Origin of the sequence: Haloarcula litorea (genome assembly GCF_029338195.1) — an archaeon.
Classification (GTDB): domain Archaea; phylum Halobacteriota; class Halobacteria; order Halobacteriales; family Haloarculaceae; genus Haloarcula; species Haloarcula litorea.
Window position 1 is genome coordinate 2,051,633 of the sequence record NZ_CP119779.1, and the last position, 23,859, is coordinate 2,075,491.

The 23,859-nt window shown below is 59.5% G+C and carries 25 protein-coding genes and 2 pseudogenes; 12 read left to right on the forward strand and 15 right to left on the reverse strand.

Annotated features, from left to right (window positions below):
- Positions 1-125: 125 nt before the first annotated feature.
- Positions 126-1,124, reverse strand: a complete 999-nt coding sequence (locus tag P0592_RS10985; protein ID WP_276270932.1) for a DUF6735 family protein — start codon at positions 1,122-1,124, stop codon at positions 126-128.
- A gap of 294 nt (positions 1,125-1,418) precedes the next feature.
- Between P0592_RS10985 and P0592_RS10990 the strand changes: the two genes are divergently transcribed.
- The 3 genes from P0592_RS10990 (at position 1,419) to P0592_RS11000 (ending at position 3,493) form a co-directional block, all read left to right on the forward strand.
- Positions 1,419-2,090 (forward strand): hypothetical protein, encoded by a 672-nt coding sequence (locus P0592_RS10990; RefSeq protein ID WP_276270933.1) that lies wholly within the window; start codon positions 1,419-1,421, stop codon positions 2,088-2,090.
- 118 nt (positions 2,091-2,208) lie between these two features.
- Positions 2,209-2,715, forward strand: coding sequence for a hypothetical protein (locus tag P0592_RS10995; RefSeq protein ID WP_276270934.1), 507 nt, complete (start codon positions 2,209-2,211; stop codon positions 2,713-2,715).
- 139 nt (positions 2,716-2,854) lie between these two features.
- A complete protein-coding gene (locus P0592_RS11000) occupies positions 2,855-3,493 on the forward strand; it encodes a hypothetical protein (RefSeq protein ID WP_276270935.1) in 639 nt (212 codons plus the stop codon).
- A gap of 28 nt (positions 3,494-3,521) precedes the next feature.
- Here P0592_RS11000 and P0592_RS11005 read toward each other — a convergent pair whose 3' ends face one another.
- Complete coding sequence (locus P0592_RS11005; RefSeq protein ID WP_276270936.1) at positions 3,522-4,208, reverse strand: NAD(P)-dependent oxidoreductase; 687 nt, start codon at positions 4,206-4,208, stop codon at positions 3,522-3,524.
- A gap of 346 nt (positions 4,209-4,554) precedes the next feature.
- Here P0592_RS11005 and P0592_RS11010 point away from each other — a divergent pair, with 346 nt between their 5' ends.
- Positions 4,555-4,830: a hypothetical protein gene (locus P0592_RS11010; RefSeq protein WP_276270937.1), complete on the forward strand. Its 276-nt coding sequence runs from the start codon at positions 4,555-4,557 to the stop codon at positions 4,828-4,830.
- An 89-nt stretch (positions 4,831-4,919) separates the two neighbouring features.
- Here P0592_RS11010 and P0592_RS11015 read toward each other — a convergent pair whose 3' ends face one another.
- The 4 genes from P0592_RS11015 to P0592_RS11030 all read right to left on the reverse strand — a co-directional run bounded on the left by P0592_RS11015 (position 4,920) and on the right by P0592_RS11030 (position 7,340).
- The gene (locus P0592_RS11015; protein WP_276270938.1) at positions 4,920-5,579 is read right to left on the reverse strand and encodes a hypothetical protein; all 660 of its coding nucleotides are present in this window, start codon (positions 5,577-5,579) and stop codon (positions 4,920-4,922) included.
- A gap of 63 nt (positions 5,580-5,642) precedes the next feature.
- Complete coding sequence (locus tag P0592_RS11020) at positions 5,643-5,849, reverse strand: hypothetical protein (protein ID WP_276270939.1); 207 nt, start codon at positions 5,847-5,849, stop codon at positions 5,643-5,645.
- 58 nt (positions 5,850-5,907) lie between these two features.
- Complete coding sequence (locus tag P0592_RS11025; protein WP_276270940.1) at positions 5,908-6,270, reverse strand: SHOCT domain-containing protein; 363 nt, start codon at positions 6,268-6,270, stop codon at positions 5,908-5,910.
- Positions 6,271-6,536: 266 nt separating this feature from the next.
- On the reverse strand, positions 6,537-7,340 hold the full coding sequence (locus P0592_RS11030) for a HoxN/HupN/NixA family nickel/cobalt transporter (protein WP_276270941.1): 804 nt from the start codon (positions 7,338-7,340) through the stop codon (positions 6,537-6,539).
- Positions 7,341-7,447: 107 nt separating this feature from the next.
- On the opposite strand from P0592_RS11030, the pseudogene P0592_RS11035 reads away from it, so the two are divergent.
- A pseudogene (locus tag P0592_RS11035) lies at positions 7,448-7,579 on the forward strand (CopG family ribbon-helix-helix protein); the annotation flags it as partial.
- Between the two features lie 171 nt (positions 7,580-7,750).
- On the opposite strand, the gene P0592_RS11040 reads toward P0592_RS11035, so the two are convergent.
- Positions 7,751-8,917 carry an ISH3 family transposase gene (locus tag P0592_RS11040; RefSeq protein WP_276270907.1) on the reverse strand — a complete coding sequence of 389 codons (1,167 nt, stop codon included), beginning with the start codon at positions 8,915-8,917 and terminating at the stop codon, positions 7,751-7,753.
- A 49-nt stretch (positions 8,918-8,966) separates the two neighbouring features.
- Between P0592_RS11040 and P0592_RS11045 the strand changes: the two are divergent.
- Positions 8,967-9,236, forward strand: a pseudogene (locus P0592_RS11045) (CopG family ribbon-helix-helix protein); the annotation flags it as partial.
- A 24-nt stretch (positions 9,237-9,260) separates the two neighbouring features.
- Here P0592_RS11045 and P0592_RS11050 read toward each other — a convergent pair.
- The 4 genes from P0592_RS11050 to P0592_RS11065 form a co-directional block, all read right to left on the reverse strand.
- Complete coding sequence (locus tag P0592_RS11050) at positions 9,261-11,276, reverse strand: copper-translocating P-type ATPase (RefSeq protein WP_336406674.1); 2,016 nt, start codon at positions 11,274-11,276, stop codon at positions 9,261-9,263.
- 332 nt (positions 11,277-11,608) lie between these two features.
- Positions 11,609-12,004 (reverse strand): hypothetical protein, encoded by a 396-nt coding sequence (locus P0592_RS11055; protein WP_276270944.1) that lies wholly within the window; start codon positions 12,002-12,004, stop codon positions 11,609-11,611.
- A gap of 139 nt (positions 12,005-12,143) precedes the next feature.
- The gene (locus P0592_RS11060) at positions 12,144-12,419 is read right to left on the reverse strand and encodes a DUF7521 family protein (protein ID WP_276270945.1); all 276 of its coding nucleotides are present in this window, start codon (positions 12,417-12,419) and stop codon (positions 12,144-12,146) included.
- Positions 12,420-12,422: 3 nt separating this feature from the next.
- The gene (locus tag P0592_RS11065; RefSeq protein WP_276270946.1) at positions 12,423-12,773 is read right to left on the reverse strand and encodes an ArsR/SmtB family transcription factor; all 351 of its coding nucleotides are present in this window, start codon (positions 12,771-12,773) and stop codon (positions 12,423-12,425) included.
- A 114-nt stretch (positions 12,774-12,887) separates the two neighbouring features.
- On the opposite strand from P0592_RS11065, the gene P0592_RS11070 reads away from it, so the two are divergent.
- Positions 12,888-13,448, forward strand: a complete 561-nt coding sequence (locus P0592_RS11070; protein ID WP_276270947.1) for a DoxX family protein — start codon at positions 12,888-12,890, stop codon at positions 13,446-13,448.
- 148 nt (positions 13,449-13,596) lie between these two features.
- Complete coding sequence (locus tag P0592_RS11075) at positions 13,597-13,875, forward strand: SHOCT domain-containing protein (RefSeq protein ID WP_276270948.1); 279 nt, start codon at positions 13,597-13,599, stop codon at positions 13,873-13,875.
- Positions 13,876-13,886: 11 nt separating this feature from the next.
- Here P0592_RS11075 and acnA read toward each other — a convergent pair whose 3' ends face one another.
- Positions 13,887-16,670 carry an aconitate hydratase AcnA gene (gene acnA / locus P0592_RS11080; protein ID WP_276270949.1) on the reverse strand — a complete coding sequence of 928 codons (2,784 nt, stop codon included), beginning with the start codon at positions 16,668-16,670 and terminating at the stop codon, positions 13,887-13,889.
- A 71-nt stretch (positions 16,671-16,741) separates the two neighbouring features.
- Positions 16,742-16,939, reverse strand: coding sequence for a heavy-metal-associated domain-containing protein (locus P0592_RS11085; RefSeq protein WP_276270950.1), 198 nt, complete (start codon positions 16,937-16,939; stop codon positions 16,742-16,744).
- A 134-nt stretch (positions 16,940-17,073) separates the two neighbouring features.
- On the opposite strand from P0592_RS11085, the gene P0592_RS11090 reads away from it, so the two are divergent.
- The 4 genes from P0592_RS11090 (at position 17,074) to P0592_RS11100 (ending at position 21,601) form a co-directional block, all read left to right on the forward strand.
- Positions 17,074-17,664, forward strand: a complete 591-nt coding sequence (locus P0592_RS11090) for an AsnC family transcriptional regulator (protein ID WP_276270951.1) — start codon at positions 17,074-17,076, stop codon at positions 17,662-17,664.
- A 94-nt stretch (positions 17,665-17,758) separates the two neighbouring features.
- Positions 17,759-20,362, forward strand: a complete 2,604-nt coding sequence (locus P0592_RS11095) for a heavy metal translocating P-type ATPase (RefSeq protein WP_276270952.1) — start codon at positions 17,759-17,761, stop codon at positions 20,360-20,362.
- Between the two features lie 16 nt (positions 20,363-20,378).
- Positions 20,379-20,603 carry a DUF7123 family protein gene (locus tag P0592_RS20285; protein ID WP_473092226.1) on the forward strand — a complete coding sequence of 75 codons (225 nt, stop codon included), beginning with the start codon at positions 20,379-20,381 and terminating at the stop codon, positions 20,601-20,603.
- Complete coding sequence (locus P0592_RS11100; RefSeq protein ID WP_276270953.1) at positions 20,600-21,601, forward strand: DUF63 family protein; 1,002 nt, start codon at positions 20,600-20,602, stop codon at positions 21,599-21,601. The genes P0592_RS20285 and P0592_RS11100 overlap by 4 nt, the downstream gene beginning before the upstream one ends.
- Position 21,602: 1 nt before the next feature.
- On the opposite strand, the gene P0592_RS11105 is transcribed toward P0592_RS11100, so the two are convergent.
- Both P0592_RS11105 and P0592_RS11110 read right to left on the reverse strand, forming a co-directional pair.
- A complete protein-coding gene (locus P0592_RS11105; RefSeq protein ID WP_276270954.1) occupies positions 21,603-22,790 on the reverse strand; it encodes a cystathionine gamma-synthase in 1,188 nt (395 codons plus the stop codon).
- Positions 22,787-23,773 carry a PLP-dependent cysteine synthase family protein gene (locus P0592_RS11110; protein ID WP_276270955.1) on the reverse strand — a complete coding sequence of 329 codons (987 nt, stop codon included), beginning with the start codon at positions 23,771-23,773 and terminating at the stop codon, positions 22,787-22,789. Before P0592_RS11110 ends, P0592_RS11105 begins: the two co-directional genes overlap by 4 nt.
- Positions 23,774-23,859 lie beyond the last annotated feature (86 nt).

Below are 23,859 nucleotides of genomic sequence, written 5' to 3' on the forward strand. Positions count from 1 at the left end.
ATTTGTGTCGGCCGGATATGATCCTCTCCACGGGGAGTAACCAGAAACCACCACAGGTTATGACAGATACTTTCGAGAAGGCTGTATCGGACTGTACTCCGGTCGGCGAAATACGAAGGTGTGTGTCAGTCTCTTCGCCAAATGTCCTCAAGCACCTGCCGATCTCGTGACTGCCGGTACTCGTCAATCGCATCTCCCAACGCTCCGGGAACGAAATCCGTGGCAACCTGATCGCGGTGTTGGTCCACGATCTCGATCAGCGAGTCCGCACACGCCTGCCGGAGAGCGTCCTCGGACACGCGTTCGGCGGCGTTCAGCCCAGCCCCGACGCTCAACCGCGTCTGTGCGGCCGCTTCCCTGATCCGTTCACTCGACGTCATCGGCGACGATCCGAGCCGAATCGGAAGGACGAACGGGTGGGACTGCGGCACGAGTGTCGTGTTCTCGTCCACCCGGAATGTCAAGCAGTGCTCTGGCGTCTGGATGAGCCGCCGTGGAGCCTCGTCGTCGTCCACCTCATCCTTGTCGAATTCGTCCACAGCCATCGTGTGCAACTCGTACAGCCATCGGTGATAGTCGCCGACGACCGTGCGAACGAGGTCGTCGGAGAGCCATCCCTGCTGGAAGTCGGTGATTGTCCGAACGGGGTCGCCATCCTCGACATACTCCATCAGGTCTGCGGCTCTCGTGGGGAGCCCGTCGGCGTCATACACGTCCATCTCCACATGATCGCGCCACGGCCGAATCACGTCGGGATACGTCCATGTCAGCCAGTACGCGTTCACGTCTCCGTCGGCAACCACGTACAGAACTTCGAACTGGAGAAGGTCGTCCGCAAGCAGCAACGCCTCCTGTCGAACGTTCGTCGCTATAGGCCGCGGTTCCACGATGTTCCCGGTGTCGCCGGATTCCACCCTGTATCTCGACTCGCTTGCGTGCTCTATCTGCTTGGCGGCTTCGGGAATCGTCTCTCCGGTCAACGCCTCGAAATCGACGCGACCGTGAACGTTCAGCGACTCGCGCAGTTCGTCAAGGAGTTGGATATCTTCTGCTCCGTTCCGAGAGTGATAGAGGTTGAATCGCTCATTTGGTTGTCTCTCTGCTACTATTGCTCTATGACTCATTCCGCATTTGATGATTGTCGGATGTCACTTTTGTACCCCTCGACTGCGGGTGTGTGGTAGTAACAAACACACCTGGTATCCACTATTGGCTTTCTGACCAATCGTTATCTGGTATTGGTTACTTTGCCACCGTAACCTCCGAGGAGTTGGTGCGGGTTTGCAGCCGAACCTCGTGGAAAATCTGCCACGACGGGGCAACAGTACCAGTTGATTCTTGGCCCAGTCGCTGCCGAAGTCCAAACCCTCTCGCCCGACGAACACAAATACCCATACAATCCTACATATCGATGCATCGTGTCAGAACACCCCTGTCCACAGTGCCGCTCTGATGAATATATTGAATCCAACACGACGAATTACGCCGCCATCTACTACTGCTCGAACTGCAACCAACCCTTCGACCCGCCCGCGTGGGTGTGCCCGAGTTGCCAGGAGACGTCACCCGTTTCCCAGAGTCCGCTCGATGACCCGTGGGAGTATTACTGCTATGACTGCGATCTTGCGTTCAATCGCCTTGGACCTGACACGCAGATAGCCGAGTCCGAAACGGAAATCGATGACGCTGAAGACTCGACAAACTCCTTGATGCTGACCTCTGAGAAAGACGACGACGCGCCACGTGGAGCGCACGCGTACACGATCACACTGCGAAACGTCGGAACCGATTCGATCCGAACACAAGGCCGCCAGCCGATCGCACTCCAGTATCGGGTTGATGAAAGTAGGTGGTGGACGATCTACGGCAACCCCGAGCGATTCACGCCGCCGGAAACCGTCGTTCTGGAGCCACAGCAACAACTCCAGTGGCAGATCACAATCCATCCACACGGGGTCTCGGGATCGGACTTTTCAATCACTCACGACCCGCTCCCCTCGGGCACGTATCGGTTTGCCTATTGGGGCACACCCGCCGACGACGTCGCAATCGGCATTCATCTGCCGGTTGATTTCGAGAACGGGTGGTGAGTTCCAGGTGGGTCACCGCCTCCGAATCGAGCCTTGAGGCAATTGTCCTCCTCAACACGGGCGTGGTGGCACGTGCAAACCCAACACGCCTTTACTGTCAAGAGGATTAAGTTCGGTGATGGCTGTCAACCAGGCTCGTTTGACTCACTATGCGAGCGACGACTCTGATGTGATTGATGAAGAGATCTGGATGGACTATCTGACGCTGAGGCGGCTTGGACGACTCTTGGAGAAGTTGAAGGCACGGTGCGCAGAGAATGCCGACCCTCAGGAGACCATCCGGCATCTGCTCTTGGAAATGGAGCAAACCGATCCTGACTGCCTCCGGTCGTGGCTGCACGAGATCGATTCCGAGATGGAGCTGGAGCCGGCCACGTTTGCGGACGATGATTCGACTCTCGGCTTTCGCGTGTCGCCAGATTGGGAACGAGCAGAGGTCGAAATCTCCCCAACTGTACACGAGCTTCGACTGCATCCGACGCCGCGAGACCACGATCCTGAACCGGATCCTGATCCGAGTTGGGAAGTCGAACTGCGGGTGGCCATTTTTGAGCGGGATATGGTTGACTATGCTGACTGGTGGCTGCAGGCCCAACTTGAGGAGGCAGTATCGGTTAAACCTTAATTCGTTTTAGATTTTATTCCGAGCTGTGGTCTGCCAGCGAGAGCAACTAACTTCCATTCCTGTCGGTTGTCCGGAACTTCGTCGGACGACGTCCTCTGAGAGTGAGCAGACTCTCGAACAGCATCTCGATGATCTCCCGATGCTAACTGAAGAATATTTTAATTGCCTCGATAAAGTTGCAATTGACGCTCGTAACTCGGATAGAGAGGTTGTACTTGGAGTGTCTGATCTATTGCGCAGACGGCCTGATGGAAGTCACACGTTGCATCCACGCGTGATGCAGTTACTCTCTCCAAGTGCTGTTGATACCACTCTATCCCGTATTACGAAGTACATTAACAAACGTATTGACTACGCAGCATACCAGTATCCGACCTACCTCGTTGAACACCGTGAAGAGGGTAGTCAGGGATTGCCACTCTGTCCGAGTGACTACAGTATCGACGTGCTTGATGCTCTCCGCGACCTCCGAGCGAACGATGTTTTAGTTTCGCTTCGTCGACGAGGTGAATCCCCGCCAGACAAATCCACTCTCGAAGGGCGAATCGATGGAATGAAAAACGATGGAGAGATCGTGGAAGGAGTCGTCGTAGTCACTTGCGGCGACGAAGAAAAGACATCTGCACGACCTTCCGTGATTATCGAAGACCGAGAGCCCTTGGCCGGGAGACGATCATGTGACGAGCTCGCCGATCTTTGCGAGACAGTGAAACAGCGCTTCAATGCACTCATCTCCATTCGTGTCGCATCTGAGTGCGATTTCTATACCGGTAACTGAGAGAAGCGGTTGTCATCCTGTTGCCGGCTCACTTGTTTCGCAGGCGCTGGGACACGGCGGTAACCTGTTCCCAGAGGAATTCAGCATCGACGCCTCTCTTCGTCGTCACTACTGGTGTCTCTCGAAGATAGTCGTCTCTCTCGACGATCTGAAGCAAAAAATCAGCGACATCGGCACGAGAGATGGGGCCAGCAGTTGCGTCAACGTCAACACCTTGTACGTACTCGTCGGTATGGGGGCCATCCGTGAGCCCACCGGGGCGGACGATAGTCCAGTCGAGATCACTTCCCATTACAATCTCCTCCTGTCTGGCCTTGTCTGCCATCAGGTCGTGAAGAATGGTTACGTTCGCTATGCGGACGTACCAGGGTACTTGCCGGACACTCGCGCCAAGTCCCATCGAGGTGAGTACGGCTAGCCGCTTGACACCCTGCTTGTTCATCGAGTCGACGATGTTCTCTGTACCGCGGGATACTACGTTTTCGGGGTTGTTGGGGGTCCGGCCAAGGAGGCAGACGACCACGTCTGCACCATCAACAGTAGCCGAGACGGTATCCGATTCGAGTACGTTCCCTTGGATGGCCGTGACCGAATCGTTCGGTGGGAGCTTCTGCGGCGACCGAGTGAGTGCCTGAATCTCGTGACCCGCTGCAGTCGCTTGTTTCGTCAGTTCGCGACCTGTTCCGCCCGTCGCACCGAAGATTGCCAGTTTCATATCGACACCTGGGTAGTTATGTCACTCTACGCTCCTCTCTTTCCAGTGAATTTCTCTTAAGAATCGAAAGTAGGACTAAACATTCGAGATGAGTTCTCGGTCAACAATACGAAGCCGGAATTCGACAATACCGGGAATAGGGATAAGGAAACCAACTACTCCACCTTTGAACCATAAATCCAGCTATGCCGATACACCGGTATTTAAACCGAAATTGCAGTCAAAAGGGATGCTGTAATTGTTCCTGTCCGTATGATAGAGTCCCCGATTCCAGTCATCGGACGAGTAGCAAGCCAATTCGAATTGACGTGGCATCTCCATACAAATCAACGGAGGAAGTGACACGATGGCGGAGAAGATCTCTGCGCATCAATCCGGACTCGTGTTCGGTGCCATTTTTGCAGCGTCGCACGCTGCGTGGATCGGATTCGTCGTGTCGGGGGTCTCTGAATCAACAGTCGACATCGTCGCACGGACGAATTTCGTCGAACCAGAGGACACTGTCGACTTCGATCTCTCTCTGACTGGTGCTGGCCTCACAATCGCGTTCGTTGCTGGATATCTAATGGGCGGGCTGTTCGCCTTGCTCTGGAACCGGAACGAGACAAAAAATGACCGATAAACGGGCTCGTTCAACAGTCTCTCGCGGCTGGATACCATCGCGGCCAGTTGCGCCTGTACGAGAGTCTGCTCGGGGTCTACCCGCAGAGATCAGGGTTTGGATCCGTTTGTAGCGGACCGACAGTGTGCGTCGTAGATAGCGGGAAGCCCCAGCGGTAACGCGAGCACGCCGAAGACGGCTTCCGTAGCGACAGCGAGCGACGAGCGCCGAACAAGGAGGCCAAACGCGATCACCCCGATGGCCGCGACACCGTACGCAAGGTTGCTCCAGAGTGGCTCATACGTTGAACAGTACGCCCAGCAGACGAACGTGTACGCGGGCGCGTTCCACGTCGCGGGCGACGGCTTCGGCCAGAAGAACCGGCAGTACGTGGTCAGACCGACCATCGCTAGGGTCGGAAGCCCGACCAGCCACGCACTCGGCCTGAGCCCCCAACGGTTTCCGAACTTCGTGTAGCCTCGGAGGAACAGGGCGGGTGCCGCGAAGATCCACAGCCAGATGGCGACTGTGTAACTGACTGGCCAGTGCTCGATGCGCGGCTGGGTGAACGGCAACCGAAACCGCGCAGGCAGCGAGAACCACGGGAACGACGGGTCGGGAACCGGGTTCGTGAACAGCGCGAACAACCCGAGGATTATCCCGAGAACAAGCCCATAGAGGCCGTACTTTGTGTAGATCTCCAGCCAGCGGGGGAGCGTCTGTCTGTCGCCTCTATGCCTCGTCCGTTCGGTGACGGTTCGGGCCATCATTCTGTCGTGGCAACGGCAGGTCAGTGAACATTTCCGGAGCAGCCCGTCTCGCTCGTTCTGGGTTCACTCGGGCGACCACTCACACGCGTCACCTGCGGTGAGGTCGTTCTCGTCGACGTAAGCCGAGAGACAGGCGTAGTTGCAGAAGTACGTGGGCGAGCCGCAGTCCTCGGTGCAGTCGCGCACGCAGATGGGGTCGTGGTCGAATATCTGTGAGTCGCAGTATGCACAGGTCTCGTCTGCATCGGGAATCGCAACGGTTGTTGACATACTCCTATCTTGGGAGACTGGACAAGAAATCATTTCGGCATCCAATATCCAGAACGGCTCACTTCTCCCGCTGGAGCCGCGACCGCCGCTCCTCGAACTCCTCTTCCGAGAGGTCACCGCGGGCGTACGCCATCCGGAGCTCCTCCAACGCCGGGTCCGCGACCGCATCCGTCCGTACTCGGCTGACAAGTCCCCGGTACAGGAGATACCCGATTCCCAGCAGTACGATCAACCAGACGAGCATCATGCCGATTCCCCACATCGGAGAGAGACCACCCGCCATACCGTCGCCCCACCACCAACCCATCATTCCCATCATCGGCATCGCGAACACCATCATCAACAGCGGGAAGAGTATGAGTACACCCAGAATGATGAGGACGATCCGGAGCAAACCGTCATTCGATTCTCTCGAAGCCATCGCTCTGTCTTTTCGCCGACGCCACGTTATCTTTTGCCATAAAATTGTGTATACACTGTACGGATCAAATTCCCCCCTCCATCGGCACTGAACGAGACTGTCTCGGCGTTGTCGCCCAATTTTCGAGACACCCATCAGAGGCGACTACAACGGAACCTTTGGATTGTCTCCCCTTATCGAGCGGAGAAGAGGATCAGCTCTCTGACTGCTGCGGAAATGCGATCGGTACCGAACTCACATCTGACCAGAGGAGACCCTCACAGAGATTAGAATACACCAACGATGAACCCGATCCCCATGATAATCAGGATCGCGGCGGAGAGGGTCGGAAGGTACGGCGTGTAGCGTTCGACCGTCTCTTCGTAGCGGTGATAGCCGCCGATCAGTAGCATCGTCAACCCGACAATCCCCATGACGACCGTAATCGCGTACGCAGTCATGAGCTCGAGGCAATAAGCGGAGCCGGTACAGAGTGCGATGATCTCGAACTCCTCCTCGTGAGCGAATCCGAGGAGAAACGCAAACCAGGCGATACCCAGGAGGCCACGATCGGCGGCATCGGTGTCGGCGTGGCGATCCCCGTCGCCGAACGGCAAGAACCCTTTCAGGCGGGCGACGATGCCGCCCGATCCGTGGTCGTGTGTATGATCGTGATCCCCTTCGGCGGTGTGTCCGTGTCCTTGGCCATGTCCGTGTTCTTCCTCGTGGCTCCCGTGAGCATGACTGTGGCCGTGGCGATACTCCCGGATACCGAGGAGAACAAGCAAGACGCCAGCGACGAGACTAACCGGCCCGCCGATCTGGATTCCGTTGAACAGCGTGATGGGTTCGTTGATCCGGGTTAGATTGAAGTATCCCTTCACATAGAAGAACGCGACGACCATCGCGATACTGCTGACGAGGTGGCCGATCCCGATGATGAAACTTGCCGCGAACCCGTATAGCCACTTGTTCGATTGATCGAGTGCATACGAGGCGGCGATGGGCCAGCCGTGACCCGGTTCGATGCCGTGAACGGCCCCGAGGAGAACGGCCCCAACCAGCAATCCAAAAGCCTCACCGTGCAACATCGTCGTACGTCCGTCTCGGTGAAGTGGGTGAATAACGGTTGTTAATACCGAAGCGGGTGTCTCGTCATACTCACCTTCCTTATGTGGGCGTGACCAATGATCGGGCTATGCGAACCAGTTTCAACATCCCTGACGAGGTCGTCGAGGAATTCGACCGGGTCTGGCAGGATCAGGGGCTCGACAACCGGTCGCGAGCGGTACGCGAGGCGATGCAGGAGTACGTCGAGGCCCATTCTCAGTACCTCACAAAGCATCGCCGGTTAACCCGACCTGAGCCATCTGTTCTGTTGTGATGAGTCGTCCGTAGTGGTTGAACAGCGCTGATCGAAGACGGAGCTGTCGCTGTCGGCGGCGGTCAGCCGCCGACGCGACAGCGTAGCCACTCACGAGGCGGCGTTCCCGGTCGGTGACTACCGGTGGAACCGGTCGTCTGGTGGCCGGTTGGCGGGGACGGCCCGACGCACTGCGAGGGCCGTCCACGCGGCCCGTCGAACCATATTGATGAACTCCTTGTACGGCCACCACCAGAGGCGACGCCCGCCCCGGCGGGGCGTCGCCACGTATTCGTAGTGGAGATACCGCCACGCATTCTGCAAGAGGAGACTCACCACGACGTACAGCAGTCTCACCGTCGCGTCTCGCGTTGTTGTCGTCGCTATCGCTTGCTCAGACAAGCGGTAGCTCGACTCGATACCGAAGCGTTTGCTGTAGTGGTATCGAGCCTGGCGTGGAGTCTCGATGAACGGCGCGTCAGCGGCGTAGCCGTGACGCGCCACACCGTTCTCGTCGTATCGTCCGTTCAGGTACGTACAGTCGATGTAGACGGGAAACTCGACGGTCCAGCTGTGGCCGTCGAGTTTCCCTGTCAAATCGTGGTTAATGACGCGGCTCCACCCTTCCGCGAGTTCCTGCTGAATCGTCCCACCCCATCTGATGATCGGCATCACGTAAGCGTAGTTGTGCGCTTGAAGCAGCGTGAGACACTTGCTGTCGTAGAATCCGCGATCGAGATAGACGGCCTTGATTTCGGCGTCAAGGCCGTCGAGTACACCAAGAAACTCGGCGAGGACGCTACTGGCGGTGTCGCCGTCTTCGAGACGGCGCACCGCCAGCGTGTGCCGTTTATTCTTCACACGCGCGTAGAGTGTGGCGTAGGCGTGGAACGCGGTGGTTCCGCGCTTGGCCTCGGAGTGGTAGAGGCCGTCTGTGTCGTCTTCGTCACCGTAGTAGGGTCGCAGGTGGAGGTCTGCGCAGACCTCCACCTGCTCGGGGAGGAGTTCGACGATATCCCGTCGAAGGAGCGTGTTGGCGACTCGTTCGAGCCGTTCCGGCTCGAACTTCGTCCGCAGATGGTAGAGAATCGCGTTTGCTGACGGAGAGTCTTCACTGGAGTTGCACAGCGTCGAGATTGAGGTCCCGTCGGCGGTCGCGCCGACGAGGACCTCGTAGATGTCCTCAGCGTCGATTTCAGCAGTAGCGCCGAGATCAAGAGCGATCTCCTCGGTGAGCGTGTTGACGAGAAAGTTAAGGAGCTGGTCTTCGTGGATTTCACTGTCTGCTTGCTTCTTGGAGTGCACATCCTCAGCAAGCAGACGTTCTAACTAACCGGCTTTGTGAGGTACTGATTCTCGGCTCGACGATCTAACCGGCGAGGTGGTCGCGCTGGTCGCCTTCGACTATCGACACCATGACGTCATCGGGGATCTTCACGCAGTCCAGCACGAGTATCAGGACGTGATCCTCAACACGAGCCACACGCACCAGGGCGAGTGGTGTCTCGAATCGCTCTTTTGCCGGGGACGGGTTGGCCGCGTTCGGGAGCTGAGCAACCGACTTCGAGACTTCGACGGCGTACGGCGAGTGAAGATTATGGTCATCCGCGACGGTGAACCCTGACGGGGTCGCAGAGAGAAGTTACCGCTAGTCCGCGGGTTGGGCATCCGTGGTCGGCGAAACGTCCGGAAGGCTCGGCACGGAGAGGTCGACGCGGCGGAGCAACTGCGCGTTGATCGCAACGATCACCGTGCTCAGCGACATCAACAATGCACCCACGGCCGGTGAAAGGAGAATTCCAATCGGCGCCAGCACCCCTGCGGCCAGCGGGATGGCGAACACGTTGTACCCTGCCGCCCAGACGATATTCTCCTGCATCTTCCGGTAACTCGCCTTGCTCAGTTTGACCAGTCGGACGACGTCCATCGGGTTGTTCTGGACCAGGATGACGTCCGCCGACTGGACCGCAACGTCGGTACCGCTCCCGATTGCGATGCCGACGTCCGACCGGGTGAGCGCCGGCGCATCGTTGACGCCGTCACCAACCATTCCCACGAGCTTGCCCTGATCCTGGAGCTCCTGAACCTTCTTGTCCTTGTCCTCGGGGAGAACCTCCGCGAACACCGTGTCGATACCCAGTTCCGCTGCGACCGCATTCGCCACATCCTCGCTATCGCCAGTCAGCATCGCCACCTCGATATCGAGATCGTGTAGCGCCTCGACGACCCGATAGCTCTCGTCACGGATCACGTCTGCCATGGCGAAGGCCGCGATTAGGTCACCCTCGCGGACGAGATACACGACAGTCCGTGCGTTCTCACCCGCCTCCTCCGCGAACGACTGGAGATCTGACGGGACCTCGCTATCGAGATGGTTCAGGAGGTTCGGTCCGCCGACGAACACCTCGTCTCCGTCGACGAATGCTCGGACGCCACGGCCCTTCATCGCCTCGAAATCGTCTGCAGCAGGTGCTTCAACTCCCTGTTCGTCGGCAGCCTCGCGGATGGCGCGAGCGATCATGTGCTCGGAATCACCCTCGACGGCCGCGGCCAGTGCCAAAGCCTCGTCCTCATCGACGCCAGCGACGGTTTCCATACCGACGACCCCATGTTCACCCTCGGTGAGAGTCCCCGTCTTGTCGAAGATGATCGCGTCTAAATTCCGGGCCTCTTCCATGGCGATCCGGTCACGAACGAGCATACCGTTCCGTGCCGCGAGTGACGTATTGATCGCGACGACGAGCGGAATCGCGAGTCCGAGTGCATGGGGGCACGCGATGACCAACACGGTCACGACGCGTTCGATCACCTCGGCGTTGAATGAGACCGCGACTGTCCACGCAATGCCTGTCACGACCGCCGCAGCCAGGGCGACGTAGAACAACCAGCCCGCCGCGCGGTCCGCGAGCGCCTGCGTCCGGGACTTGCTCTCCTGGGCCTCCTCGACTAGCCGCATGATCCCAGCGAGTGTCGTCTCCTCGCCTGTCGCGTCGATCCGAACACGGAGGCTCCCATCACCGTTGACAGTCCCACCGATGACCTCGTCGCCGGGTTCCTTGGACACGGGTTTGGACTCCCCGGTGATCATTGCCTCGTTCACGTCGGAGTCCCCCTCCTCAACGACGCCATCTGCAGGCACGCTTGCGCCTGGCCGGACGAGCACGAGGTCCCCTTCGGTGAGTTCACTAACGGGGACTTCCTCGGTGTCGCCATTATCGGTGATTCGCTCGGCCGTATCGGGCATCAACTTCGCCAACTCGTCAACGGCACTGGACGCCCGCCGCACGCTTCGCATCTCGATCCAGTGGCCCAGCAGCATGATGTCGATCAGGGTGACGAGTTCCCAGAAGAACGCCGACTGCGTCGGGAAAATCACGCTCGCGAGGCTGTAGACGAACGCAACCGAGATAGCCATCGAGATAAGCGTCATCATTCCCGGTGCCCGGTCTTTCAGTTCCGGCACCGCCATCTGGAGGAACGGAACCCCACCGTACCCGAAGACGACTACCGCGAAGACGGGGTTTATCCACTCGCTCCCCGGGAACGCGGGGACGGAGAAGCCGAGCCAACTCTGCAGCGTTTCGCTGTACAGGAGGACGGGGATCGACAGGAGAGTCGAGACGAAAAAGCGCCGGCGGAACATCTGCTCGTGGCCCTCGTGCATTCCACCGTGGCCGTCATGGCCATCGTGCCCATCGTGCTGACTGTGTGGGCCGTGGTCAGCTTTGTCGGGGGACTGCGGTTCAGCCTCCGTTTCGAGGAGCGATTGTTCACTCCGTCCCTCCGTATGTGACTCGTCGTGCTCACTATGTGCGTCCTCGTCGTGATGCGTATGGTCTGTTTCGTCGGCCTCCCTTTGGGATTCATCGTCCATTACCGAGCAATTGAATCCGAGGGTGCTTCAACATGGAGGCTACTGTGAATTGATACGTCCTCTGAACAGGCTGGCTCCTACCCTACCGGACAACCGAGAGGCTGAAGCGGTCGGAGATGCACTTACGTCCCCTTGCTGCGATCTCTATACGCTTTGGCTGCCAGAAAAACGTATACCGCACCGATAACCCGTACACTTGTCGTGAATCGCTCGTCCCATTCGACAGCAGCTGGGTGCTCATAGAGAAATGTGGACGCAAATTTACGATACAGGTCGGGGAACACGAGGACAATTGCGCCGAACACCCCAGTGAGATTCATCATCCACGCATACGATCGGCTGCCAAGTAAGGAGATCACGGCTACCAGCATCCCTTCTGATCGTATCGCTGGGTTCACCCATTCTCTTAGGGCACCTTCCTCAGGATTAGTGATCGCAAGTGTCTCAAATAGCGCAACGATTTTTCCCGGGAACACTGCTGTAACAGCTCCGAGGACGCCGATGAGTTTCCGTAGCATATGCTACTGTACGACCTATTCTGATTTAATGTTCTTCACAAACCCCTACGCCCGAGAATTGAGTCAGAACGTAACAGTTTAGAGTCTCAATCAAGCCGACCTCAGACCGTTCACTGCAGATACGACACCGTCTTGGAGCTCAGGGGTTTGGGGCATAGAGGGCGTACAGGATGGATAGCATTCCCGCAGCGGTGACGAGTGCTGCCACGAGTCCGGCGTCGAAGATTGACACTTGAAGGACCTCGAAGAGCATACCCTCGAGAAGGCCGCCAAGCCCAACGAGCGCGAAGCCGACCGCGACGTACAGGAGTAACTGCGTGCTATGCCGCTGGTACCCGCGATAGGCCTGATAGGCGATGACCAGCGCTAGCGCGGTGGTGAACAGTTTCGCGATGACGAATAGCGTGTGTTCCATGAATCAGTCTCCCCGCATTTCCTCGAAGATGGTCGTGATCCGGTCGGCGGGGTCCGGCCGGACGTCGATCTGGACGTCGAATCCTTCCGCCTGGAGGAGCACTTCGATGCGTTCGAGGCGAGCCTCGTACTCGCTGTAGTGCCGGCCGCCGGGATCGACGTGCGTGTATTCTTCGAGGAGGCCTTGCTCGACGAGTCGGCTGACGCGGCGCGAGACAGTTGGACGTGACATATCGCATTCCTCACTGAGTTCTTTCGCTGACAGCCGCTCGGTTTTCGTCGCCACGAGAATGTCGCGGGCGTACTCGTCGTCAAGCGTGGCGAAGATGTCTGACGGGTCAGGCTCCTCGGTCACACGTTTCTACTCGCGGCAGTAGGGTAATATAGCCCGCCGGTTTTCTGACTCAGAACGCCGGCTCGCTACTATATCGTCTCTGCCCTCGTACTGATAGTTGAAGGTGAAATAATCATGTCTACACTCGACTCCGGTATGAACCAGCTTGAGAGCAAGGTCGGCGGCCTGACGGTCGGTGGGAAAGTCCACAGCCTCAGCGCGTGGTTCGTGCTCGCGCTCCGGCTCATGATGGGGTACGCGTTCGCGTACTCCGGGTTCACGAAGATCACCGGCGAGTTCGCCGCCGGCGGCTACCTCAACAACGTCGCCGCGACGAACGGCAACCCGCTCGCGGGTATGTTCGCGTGGATGGGCTCGACGCCGTGGTTCGTCGAGTTCGCGAATGTCGCCGTTCCGTGGGGCGAGCTGTTCATCGGCCTCGGCCTGCTGGTCGGTGCGCTGGTTCGCCTCGCGGCGTTCTTTGGTGCGCTCATGATGCTCATGTTCTACTTCGGCAACTGGGACATGAGTCACGGGTTCATCAACGGGGACTTCGCGTACATGCTCGTGTTCCTCGCGGTCGCCGCGTTCGCAGCGGGCCGCATCCTCGGGCTCGACCAGTACATCGAACAGTACGAGATCGGTGGACAGGCGCTCGTCGAGCGCTACCCCCGCCTCGAATACATCCTCGGCTAACCACGCCGAACTCTTTGGGAGTACAACAATGCAAAATCCAATTCAAGCACGCGGGATTCGTTCTCTGGGACTCATCGTCATCGGAGCACTGACGCTAGCCGTCATCGCTGGAATGACTCTGACGCACGCTGCTATTCCAGACACAGTGATGTGGGACTGGCACGATGGGATGTGGAATGATGGTCATATGGCCGGATGGGGGATATGGAGCTGGGGGATGATGTTGATCGGTCTGCTGTGGATGGCACTTCTGATCGCCCTTCCCGTCTACGTCGTCTACTGGTTGACAACACGATCCTCAACGGACAGCCCCGCCGAGGATAGCGCACTCGCTGTCCTCCAGGAACGGTACGCTCGCGGCGAAATCGACGACGAGGAATTCGACCGCCGCCGCGCCCGCCTCGCGTCCGACGACGACCGATCCTGACCGAGTTGTCGTTACTGTCTGAGGAGGCGTCTGAGGACGTAGTGAAGGATGCCCCCGTGTTCGATATAGGTCACGGCGGCCGGCGTACCGACTTGTGCCGTGACCGGGAACTCGACAGTCGAACCATCTGCACGCTCGGCGATGACGGTCAGTTCGTCCATCACGTCGAGCCCGTCATCAAGGCCGTGGATCGTGAAGACCTCCGACCCATCCAGACCGAGGGATTCCCACGAGTCGCCATCATCGAACTGCAGGGGGAGCACACCCATGCCGACGAGATTGTCGCGATAGATGCGCTCATAACTCTCGGCGATGGTTGCGCGAACACCGAGCAGGTCCGTTCCTTTCGCCGCCCAGTCCCGGCTGGAGCCGGTACCGAACTCCTCGCCAGCCATCACGACGAGCGGTATCCCCTCGTCCCGATAGCGTCGACTGGCTTCGAACACCGTGGTTTGTTCGTCGGTCGGGTGGTGGATTGTATAGCCGCCCTCGACGTCGTCGAGCATCTCGTTCTCGATGCGGACGTTGGCGAACGTCCCCCGCATCATCACCTCATGATTGCCCCGACGTGCGCCGTAGGTGTTGAACTCATATGGCTCGACGCCGTGATCGAGCAGCCACTGACCCGCGGGGAGATCAGGCCCGAACGGGCCGGCTGGACTGATGTGGTCGGTCGTAACGGTATCCCCCAGTGTCAGTAGACAGCGTGCGTCCTCGATATCGGCGACGCCGGGCTTCTCTACCGGGAAGTCCTTGAAGAACGGCGGTTCACGGATGTACGTCGAGTCCTCGTCCCACTCGTAGACGTCACCAGTGGGCGCGTCGAGAGCAGCCCATCGCTCATCGCCCTCGAACACGGAGGCGTACTTCTCCTCGAACATCTCAGGAGAGACGTTCTCAAGGATTGCTGCCTGGACGTCCGCTGCGTCCGGCCAGATGTCCGCCAAATAGACTGGGTCACCCTCAGCGTCAGTACCCAGCGGCTCGTGTTCGAGATCGATGTCCATCCGTCCTGCGAGTCCGTAGGCGACGACGAGTGGCGGGCTCGCGAGGTAGTTCGCGCGGATCTTCGGGTGGATACGCGCCTCGAAGTTCCGGTTCCCGGAGAGAACGCTCGTCGTCCAGAGGTCGTGGTCGTCGATGGCCTGTTCGATCGGGTCGGGAAGTGGTCCGGCGTTGCCGATACAGGTGGTACAGCCGTAGCCGACGACGGCGTACCCGAGCTCTTCGAGATACGGAAGCAGCCCCGATTCTTCGAGATACTGCGTGACGACGCGGCTACCCGGTGCGAGACTCGTCTTGACGTACGGCGGGACGTCCAGGCCTTTCTCGACGGCGTTCTGGGCGAGCAGTCCAGCAGCGATCATCACCGACGGGTTCGACGTGTTCGTACAGCTCGTAATGGCGCTGACGAGGACGTCTCCGTGTCCAATTTCGACCGTTTCACCGTCGAGGTCGACCTCGACGCGTTTGGTTAACGGGTGCAGTTCCGATTCGGGTTCGACCTGAACGCCGCCGTCGGTCTCCGCATCAGCTGCACCACCCTCACCGAGCCACCGCTGCAAGGCGTCCTCGTCGACATCATCGAGGTCGTCCTCGAACTCCCCGTGGAGAAGTCCCCGGAAGCTCTGTTTCACGTCCCCCATCGGAATCCGATCCTGTGGCCGCTTGTGTCCGGCCAGACTCGGTTCGACTGTCGAGAGGTCGAACTCGACGACCTCAGTATATTCTGGTTCCTGTTCTCCGAACAACCCTTGGGCTTCGAGGTACTCGCGAACGAGGTCGACGTGGTCGGGATCACGCCCGGTGAGTTCGAGATACTCGAGGGTCTGCTCGTCGACCGGGAACATACTGATCGTCGAACCCTGTTCGGGCGCCATATTGGCAATCGTGGCCCGGTCGGGGACTGTGAGATTCTCCACACCGGGACCGAAGAACTCCACGAACCGGTCGACGACGCCGACCTCGCGGAGTCGTTCAGTGATGTGGAGCACGAGATCCGTAGCCGTCGCGCCCTCGGGTAATTCGCCTTCGAGACGGACGCCGACGACCTCGGGGAGTTTCATCGTGACCGGCTGACCGAGCATCGCCGCTTCCGCTTCGATGCCGCCGACGCCCCAACCGACCACACCGATGCCACCGATCATCGGGGTGTGGCTGTCCGTGCCGACGAGCGTGTCCGGTAGGAGCCAGTTCTCGCCGTCTTGCTCGCGGGCGTGGACGACCCGACCCAGATGCTCGAGATTCACCTGGTGGACGATACCGGTTCCCGGCGGGACAACGTTGAAGTTCTCGAAGGCGTTCTGCGCCCACTTGATCGCGCGATACCGTTCGGCGTTTCGCTCGTACTCCAGTTCGACGTTCTTCTCGTAGGCGTCCTCGGAGTCGAAGTAGTCAACCTGGACGCTGTGGTCGATCACGAGATCAATAGGAATCTCCGGTTCGACCAGGGTGGGATCCCGGTCTTTGCGGTCGACCTCGGATCGAAGGGCCGCCAGGTCGACGACTGCAGGCACACCGGTGAGATCCTGCAGGACGACTCGTGATGGAGAGAACGGAACCTCCGCGTCCGGTACGTCTGGCTCCCAGCCAGCAGCATTCCTGACGTCTGCCGCAGTAACAGTTTCGCCGTCGGCGTTCCGGAGCACCGATTCGAGCAGAATTCGGATGCTCACCGGGAGTGTGTCGAGGTCACAGAGCCCCTGTTCTTCGAGTGCTCGAAGATCGGCCATCTTGTACGTCGTCCCGTCGACGTCGAGTTCACGGACGGCATCGAACGGAAGTGTATCAGTCATAGTATCGATACCTTGGATTGGCAGTAGTATCAATCCCTCTCCGAATCCGATTCGACGGGAATCGGGATTTGTTACGCGGAGGCATCGTATCCAGCGTCTTCGACCGCAGTCACGAGTTCATCCCGTTCAGCGGACCCTTCGACCGTCGCGGATTCTGAGTCGCGATCCGCAGTTGCGGAAGTAACCCCCGCAACTTCTTCGAGTGCCTCTTCGACGGTCTGCTCGCAATGTTCACAGGTCATTCCTTCGACGGTGATTGTCTGAGTCATATCCATTCGTAGATAGGGGCGAGTATTCTATGTGGTTTTCTGCTTGGAATCCAATGTTATCACAGCCCTGGATCACCGATTTCGAAGGTGAATCGTGGACAACAATAATGTATCCTGCGAGACGAAGCGGTCGTATGCGCAATCTAGACGAAACCGACTTGGAAATTCTCTCGTTACTCGCCGATGACGCCCGCCGCCCGTTCAGCGACATCGGCGAGGAAGTCGGTCTGTCGGGGCCGGCTGTTTCCGACCGGGTCAATCGATTACAGGAAGCTGGCATCATTAACAACTTCACGATTGACGTCAACCGAGCCCATCTGCGGGCTGGCGTTCCGGTATTTATTCAGGCCGAAATCGGCTCAGCATCGCTGGAGACCGCCCGCAATCAAGTTCGGGAATCCGATGGTGTTGAACATGTCTTCACGACCTCAGAAGGGGATCTTTGGTTCTATGCCCGTGTCGAAGCCCAGAACGTTCGTCAGTGGGTAGATGGGCTCTTCAACGAGGTCGATGTAGCGGATTACACCGTCACGCTCATCGACGAGATCGAATGGACGCCGTCCGTCGATGGCGTCGAATTTGCGCTCACCTGTGCCGAATGTAACAACACCGTCGATAATGAGGGTGAGACGACGCGAATCGACGGCGAGATCTATCACTTCTGTTGTCCATCCTGTCTTGCGCGGTTCGAAGACAGGTATCAGCGACTCGAAGAGGGAGCATAACGCGCTCTTTGGAATCCAAATTTTCCCGCGGTCGAAAACCCACCCCTCGAAGCAGCAAATCGCCTAAACCTAGACCCCGTATAGTAGACTAAGTATGACAAGCCAGACAATCCATCTCGATATCACGGGGATGTCCTGCGCCAACTGTTCGGCGACGATCCAGGACACCCTGGAATCCCTCGACGGGGTATCGGAGGCGGACGCGAACTTCGCCACCGACGAGGGGTCTGTCACCTACGATCCCGACGAGGTATCGCTCAAAGAAATCTACGACGCGATCGACGAGGCTGGCTACGGTGCCGTCTCGGAGACGGTGACGATCACCATCTCCGATATGACATGTGCCAACTGCGCCGAGACGAACGAAACAGCCCTCGAGGAGACAGCAGGCGTCATCAACGCCGAGGTCAACTACGCGACCGACGAGGCACAGGTCACCTACAATCCGGCAGAGGTGTCGATCGATGTGCTGTACGATGCCATAGAGGACGCTGGCTACTCTCCTGTTCGCGAAGAGGATACCGACGAGGACTCGGGCCAGGACGCACGTGATGCTGCCCGGCAGGCCGAGATCCGGAAACAGCTCCGACTCACCCTGTTCGGCGCGGTGCTGTCCGCCCCCTTGCTGTTCTTCCTCGTCGAGAAGTTCCTCCTCGGCGGCGGACTCATCCCCGAGAGCGTCTTTGGTATTGAGTTCGGCTGGGTTGAGTTCCTGCTGGCGACGCCCGTCCAGGCCGTGCTCGGCTGGCCGTTCTACAAGAACTCGTATAAGGCGATCGTGAAGAACGGCCGCGCCAATATGGACGTCCTCATCGCGCTGGGTTCGACCACTGCGTACGTCTACTCCGTTGCCGTCCTCTCCGGGCTAATCGCGGGCGGCCTGTACTTCGACACGGCCGCGCTCATCCTCGTGTTCATCACGCTCGGTAACTATCTCGAGGCCCGCTCGAAGGGCCAGGCCGGCGAGGCGCTCCGCAAGCTGCTGGAGATGGAAGCCGAGACAGCCACCGTCGTCGACGAGGAGGGCAACGAGGAGGAGATTCCTCTCGAAGACGTTGAGGTCGGCGACCGGATGAAAGTCCGCCCTGGCGAGCAGATCCCGACTGACGGCGTGGTCGTCGACGGCCAGTCCGCGGTGGACGAGTCGATGGTCACCGGTGAGTCCGTCCCCGTCGAGAAGAGCGAGGGTGACGAGGTTGTCGGCTCGACGATCAACGAGAACGGGGTCCTCGTCGTCGAGGCGACGAAGGTCGGAAAGGACACGGCGCTCCAGCAGATCGTCCAGACGGTCAAGGAAGCTCAGTCCCGTCAGCCCGACATCCAAAACCTCGCGGATCGCATCTCGGCGTACTTCGTTCCGGCGGTCATCGCGAACGCCCTCCTGTGGAGCGTCGTCTGGTTCCTGTTCCCAGAAGCGCTCGCCGGCTTCGTCGACTGGCTCCCGGTGTGGGGCCTCGTCGCTGACGGACCCGTCGCCGCCGGCGGGGTCTCTGTCTTCGAGTTTGCGATCATCGTCTTCGCGTCGGCGGTGCTCATCGCCTGTCCCTGTGCGCTCGGGCTCGCCACCCCGGCTGCCACGATGGTCGGAACCACGATCGGTGCCCAGAACGGAGTACTGTTCAAGGGCGGCGACATCCTCGAACGCGCGAAGGATGTCGACACGGTCGTCTTCGACAAGACGGGCACGCTCACGAAAGGCGAAATGGAGCTGACCGATGTGGTCGTATTCGACGGTGATGGGCAACCTATGGCAGACGGCGGTGACACCGCTGCCGATGGCGGACAGCTGACTGCCCGCGACCGTCTCAGCGAAGACGACGTATTGCGGCTCGCAGCGACGGCCGAGAGCGGGAGCGAACACCCGCTTGCTCGGGCTATCGTGAAAGGAGCCCAAGACCGTGGGCTTGACGTGACCGATCCCGACGACTTCGAGAACGTGCCCGGACACGGCATCAAAGCGACCGTCGGTGACAGCGAGGTGCTGGTCGGTAATCGGAAGCTCCTGCGTGACAACGGGATCGATCCCTCGCCCGCCGAAGAGACGATGGAGCGTCTCGAGAAGGAAGGGAAAACAGCGATGCTCGTCGCGTACGAGGATGAACTAGTTGGCGTGGTCGCTGATGCCGACACGATCAAAGAGAGCGCGAAGGACGCCGTGAGTCAACTGCAGGAGCGCGGCGTCGACGTGATGATGATCACCGGCGACAACGAGCGGACGGCCCGCGCAGTCGCCGACCAAGTCGGTATCGACCCGAACAACGTCCGCGCGGAAGTCCTCCCCGAGGACAAATCAGATGCCGTGGAGTCCATCCAGGACGAAGGGCGGCAGGCGATGATGGTCGGGGACGGCGTCAACGACGCCCCTGCACTCGCGGTCGCCTACGTTGGGACTGCCATCGGCTCCGGAACGGACGTCGCTATCGAGGCCGCGGACGTCACGCTGATGCGGGACGATCCCGTCGACGTCGTGAAGGCGATCCGCATCTCGGACGCGACGCTCCAGAAGATCAAGCAGAACCTCGTGTGGGCGCTCGGCTACAACACGTCGATGATTCCGCTGGCGTCGCTCGGCCTCCTGCAGCCGGTGCTGGCCGCCGCTGCGATGGCCTTCTCCAGCGTATCGGTGCTATCGAACAGCCTGCTGTTCCGCCGGTACACACCTGATCACGACTACAAGCTCCTCGGCCGCCTCCGCTGAACGTTACCCTCATCCGATGTCCAAGATTTCCCGTAGAACTGTTCGGAAGTATCTCGTCAAGACAGCCAGTACCGAACCAACATACCTCCGGGCTCGCGAGATTACTGGCGGCCTCAACGGCTCCCCGAAGGCCGTCGCGCAGTACCTCAGCCATCTCCAATACGGGCTCTCGGTCGTCTCACTCGAACAATGGGGACACTCGCAGAGCATGACGTGGCGACTGGAGGTGAACGACTCGTGAGTACTGTCACTCGACGCGTCGAGACCGTCCTTCCGGAAACCGGCTCTCGCGAGTGGTGGGCGCTGTATCTGCTCGCCCCGATCGTTCTCATCGGTGCGGGCCTCCTCGCATTCCCCACGCTGGTCTACGACTGGTTCATTTGGCAGTACCTCTGGGGACCAGTCGTCGCCGACGCGGCTGGTCACCCAGTCACACACGAGGGTATTCGCGCTGTCCAGGGTTACAACGCTGTGAATACGGTGACATACCTCGCGGCAGTCGTATACAGTCTCCCTGGAATACGAGTGTATCTCGACCAGTTGGATGTCACGTTCGATGCACGCCTTGCGTACGGGTTCGCTCCAATCATTATCGCCGGCGGCGCCATGCGAGCTCTTGAGGATATCGGCCTGCTCGGCGACTATGCGGTGTGGTTCATCACGCCATCGATATACTTCGTCATCACCGGTGTCACCGTCATTGTGCTCGGCGTCGGCGCAGTCGCGCGTGACCGGCATATCGGTTCTATCCCGTCAACGGTCGGCCTCGTCGGGTCGGTGTGGGCTTTCGGTGCCGTAGGGTGGGCGGTTTGGCATGGTCTCTCGACAGCGACACCGCTCCGCCTGTGGGTCCCTGTGGCAACGACGGGAATTGCTCTCGGAGTGACTGGTTTCTACTACTGGGGAGCGAATTTCGTCACCATCGCACCCCTTCAGCATCCGATAGTCCTGCTTGCCGTCTTCGGACAAATGTGGGACGCTGCGCAGAACCTCATCGGTGTGACGTTCTTCGGCTACTCCCCGAAATTAGTCGTGACTAACTTCGTGTACCAAGCCACAAACTTCTCCGGATCGACGTTCGTCCTCAAACTACTCGTGACTCTCGGCATCGTGTGGTATCTCGCTGATGCGAAAGAGGAGATGAATCATACCTGGTGGTGGATGATAGCGTTCTTCATCGGGGCTATCGGGCTTCCGATGGGTGTCAGAGGGTCACTCCGAATGATGCTTGGTGTCTAACTTAGGACTGCATCGCAGCTGTCAGTGCTCGGTCAAGGTCTGCGCGGAGGTCTGCCACGTCTTCGAGACCGACACTCACACGGATGAGCCCGTCGGTGATTCCTGCTTCCTGTCGCACTTCACGTGGGACCGACGCGTGGGTCATCGTTGCGGGCTGTTCGATGAGACTCTCTACGCCTCCGAGGCTTTCCGCCAGCGTGAATACCTCGGTCGCGGAAACGAGTGTCTCCGCCATCTCCAGGGTACCGTCAAGTTCGAAGCTCAACATCCCCCCGAAGTCGTCCATCTGCGTAGCGGCGAGGTCGTGTTGCGGATGGGAATCCAACCCCGGATAGTACACTCGGTCGATAGCCGGATGATCGTTGAGCCACGCCGCCAGGTCGCGGGCGTTCTCACTGTGTCGGTTCATCCGGACGGAGAGAGTCTTCGTTCCGCGCAGGACGAGGAAGCACGCGAACGGATCCGGCGTCGCCCCTACGCTGTTCTGGTAGAACCCCAACTGCTCGTCCAGACCCTCGTCGTCGGTTACGAGCGCACCGCCGACAACATCAGAGTGGCCGCCGAGGTACTTCGTCAGCGAGTGAGCAACGATATCCGCGCCCAACTCTAAGGGGCGCTGGAGATACGGCGTTGCGAACGTGTTGTCCACAGCACAGAGAGCGCCACGATCGTGGGCAATTTCCGCGATGTCCGCTATATCGACGACCTGCATTAGTGGATTCGTGGGCGTCTCGAGCCACACGAGTTCAGTCTCCGGAGAAACTGCCTCTACGACTGCATCGTGGTCGGTCGTGTCGATGAAGTCGAACGCGAGGTCGTAATCCTCGTAGACCTGCGTGAATAGCCGATGGGTCCCGCCGTAGACGTCTTCGCCGACCACGACGTGATCGCCTGCTTCGAGCAGATTCAGGACCGTATTGATCGCGGCCATCCCGCTGGCGAACGCCCGCCCGTACGCTCCGCTTTCGAGGCTGGCGAGGTTCGCTTCCAGTGCCGCCCGCGTCGGGTTGTCGGTCCGTGAGTACTCGTAGCCACGGTGATCGCCGGGCGCGTCCTGGGCGAACGTCGAGGAGGCGTAGATGGGCGTCATGACTGCGCCGGTATCCGGATCCGGGCGCTGGCCTGCGTGGATCGCCCGCGTGTCGAACCGGCCAGCGTCGTGCATCTCGTTTCGCTGGTCGTCGCTCATGCTTTCCCCTCCCAGGCCTCGAAGGAACCGTAGATATTCTTCGAGAGGTACCGTTCGCTGCCATCGGGAAACACCGTAACGACAGCCGGTGCCGAGAGATCGAGTTCATCAGCCGCGGCCTCTTCGGCAACCTCGCGTGCAGCGACGCTCGCCGCACCCGAACTGGAGCCGACGAGATGTCCCTCCTCAGCGGCGAGTCGGTTCACTTCGGCATGTGCGTCCCGGTCGCTCACCGTCCGAATGTCGTCGATCGCATCTGGATCGAGCAGCTCGGTCACGTCCGGGTCGTGTGTGCCGATGCCTTCGGTCTTGTATGGTGCCTCTTCGCGTTCTCGGTCCAGGAGTTCGCCAAACGTCGAACCCTCCGGTTCGACGGCTACGACATGGACATCGGGGACGCGCTCACGCACGGCCCGGGTAATGCCCATCAGCGTCCCGCCGGAACCGACGCCCGCAACAATTGCGCCCACATGCTCGCCGAGCGTATCGAGGATCTCCTGGCCAGTTGTCTCGTAGTGGGCCTCGACATTCAACGGCGTCGCAAACTGCTGCGGGACGACGGCGTCGTCGCGCCGGTCGGCGATCTCGTGGGCAGTTTCGGCAGCCTCGCTCATCCCCGCATCACCGGAGACGTGAACGATTTCCGCACCGAGCGCGGCCATCAGTCGTTCTTTCTCCTCGCTGAATCCGCGGGGAACGACGAAGACCGTCTCGAGGCCGAATCGAGTAGCGGCGATCGCCATTCCGATGCCGGTGTTTCCGGCTGTTGGTTCGACGATCGTGCCGCCGGACGGAACGTCGCCGCGTTTGAGGAGTCGTTCGAGGATGTGCTTGCCGATTCGGTCTTTCACGCTCCCGCCGGGATTGAACGTCTCCAGTTTCGCGTAGACGGAAACGTCGGTGGGCGTCGCGTCGAGTTCGACGATCGGTGTATTACCGATCGTTTCGAGGAGCGATGCGTCGGAGTCGGTGTGACGAGTCATATCTCTGGGTCATGTGGGGCAATCTGTGGCCGGTACGTTCGCTGACGGCAATCCGTCAACAACAGCGACGGCCCGAAGACCCAGCG